Source organism: Kitasatospora sp. NPDC057542, assembly GCF_042801945.1.
GTDB lineage: Bacteria > Actinomycetota > Actinomycetes > Streptomycetales > Streptomycetaceae > Kitasatospora.
On the sequence record NZ_JBHVFE010000778.1, the window covers coordinates 1 to 2,034 of the forward strand.

The window sequence follows — 2,034 nt, forward strand, 5'->3', positions numbered from 1 at the left end:
CCCGGGGGGCGGCCGTTTCGCGTGCCGGACGGACGGCTACTTGCCGGTGCTGACCAGCTCCGGTTCCTCATCCGCGCCCTCACGCCGGTTGCGCAGGATCGACGAGCCGAGCGCCAGTCCGATGAAGGCGACGCCGATCAGGCCGGTGACGATCTCCGGGATGTGGTACTTGATCCCGACCAGCAGGATCGCCGCCAGCGCGCCGATCGCGTAGTGCGCGCCGTGCTCCAGGTAGACGTAGTCGTCCAGGGTGCCCTTGCGGACCAGGAAGACGGTCAGCGAGCGGATGTACATCGCGCCGATGCCGAGGCCCAGGGTGATCTGGAAGATGTCGCTGGAGATGGCGAACGCGCCGACCACGCCGTCGAAGGAGAACGAGGCGTCCAGGACCTCCAGGTAGAGGAAGAGGAAGAACGCCGCCTTGCCGCCGACCTGGACGATCGACTTGCCGGCCTTCTCCGCCTCCTCCTCGCGCTCCTCCTCGGCCTCCAGGCCCGACTCGAAGATCGAGGAGAGGCCGTTGACCGCGAGGTAGGTGACCAGGCCGAGGACACCGGCGAGCAGGACGGTCTCCGCGTGCTCCCCGGCGAAGAAGTTGGAGGCGAGCAGCAGGGCGACGAGGGCGACGACGCTGGAGAAGGCCTCCAGCTTGCCGACCTTCTCCAGCGGGCGCTCGATCCAGGCCAGCCAGTTGTAGTCCTTCTCCTCGAAGATGAAGTCGAGGAAGATCATCAGCAGGAAGACGCCGCCGAAGGCCGCGATGGCCGGGTTGGCCGCCTCCAGGTACTGGGCGTAGGTGAGGCCGTCGTGGGTCTTGTCGGAGTGCAGCGCGAGGTCGACGACCGTCGCGGGGTTGAGCTTCGCGGTGAGGCCGACGACCAGCAGCGGGAAGACCAGGCGCATGCCGAAGACCGCGATGAGGACACCGACGGTCAGGAAGATCTTCTGCCAGTACGGGTTCATCCGCTTCAACACCGTGGCGTTGACCACCGCGTTGTCGAACGACAGGGAGATCTCCAGGATGGAGAGGATCAGCACGATGCCGAAGCCTTGGGCTCCCCAGAGCAGTCCGGCCGCGGCCAGGCCGATGGCGGTGATCGCGAACGACCAGCCGAATGTGCGGAGGAACACGGGAGTTGGCTACCTTTCGGGTTCTGGCCGTGCCGGGGCGGCCTCGTCCCCGAGACGCCCCTGACCGGGCCCGGCCCGGTCAGGTCACCCCCGCACCGCCCTCTGTTCTCATGATCGGGTCGGGTGCGACAAGTCCGATTTTCGCCCTTACTGTACGTTCACCCCGAAGTCGAGTGCGATGCCGCGCAGGCCGGAGGCGTACCCCTGGCCCACTGCGCGGAACTTCCACTCGCCCGCGTAGCGGTACAGCTCACCGAAGATCATCGCGGTCTCGCTGGACGCGTCCTCGGACAGGTCGTAGCGGGCGATCTCCTGGCCGTCGACCGAGTTGACGACCCGGATGTAGGCGTTGCGGACCTGACCGAAGTTCTGGAGCCGCGCCTCGGCCTCGTAGATCGAGACCGCGAAGATCACCTTGTCGGCCTGCACCGGGACGAGGTCCAGGTTGACCAGGACCACCTCGTCGTCACCCGTGTCGTCGCCGCCGGTGAGGTTGTCGCCCTGGTGCTCCACCGAGCCCTCGGGGCTCTTGAGGTTGTTGTAGAAGACGAAGTACTCGTCACCGAGCACCCGCCCGCCACCACAGATCAGGGCGCTCGCGTCGAGGTCGAACGGGGCGCCCGTGGTCGAACGGGCGGACCAGCCGAGGCCGATCTGGACCTGCGTCAGGTTCGGCGCGGCCTTGGTGAGCGAGACGTTGCCGCCCTTGGCGAGCGTGACCACCATGACGTTCTTCCTCCCTTGCTTGTTCCGGGGCGCCATCCAGGTGTAGTCCCCCGCGGCCCCGGCCGACCGGCTCCGGTCGGCTGAACTTCCTGAACTCACATCCTCGCAGCGCGACGGACCACCGCGGCACCGGGTCGCACGAAGCCGGGGCGGCCCCGGACCGCGGAGGTCCGGGGC

General features: G+C 67.7%; 2 protein-coding genes. Both read right to left on the bottom strand.

What is annotated here, in order from left to right:
- Nucleotides 1–36: 36 nt before the first annotated feature.
- Nucleotides 37–1,131 (bottom strand): DUF475 domain-containing protein, encoded by a 1,095-nt coding sequence (locus tag ACFU7Y_RS43375; RefSeq protein WP_224284047.1) that lies wholly within the window; start codon nt 1,129–1,131, stop codon nt 37–39.
- Between the two features lie 147 nt (nt 1,132–1,278).
- On the bottom strand, nt 1,279–1,857 hold the full coding sequence (locus ACFU7Y_RS43380; protein WP_224284048.1) for a TerD family protein: 579 nt from the start codon (nt 1,855–1,857) through the stop codon (nt 1,279–1,281).
- Nucleotides 1,858–2,034 lie beyond the last annotated feature (177 nt).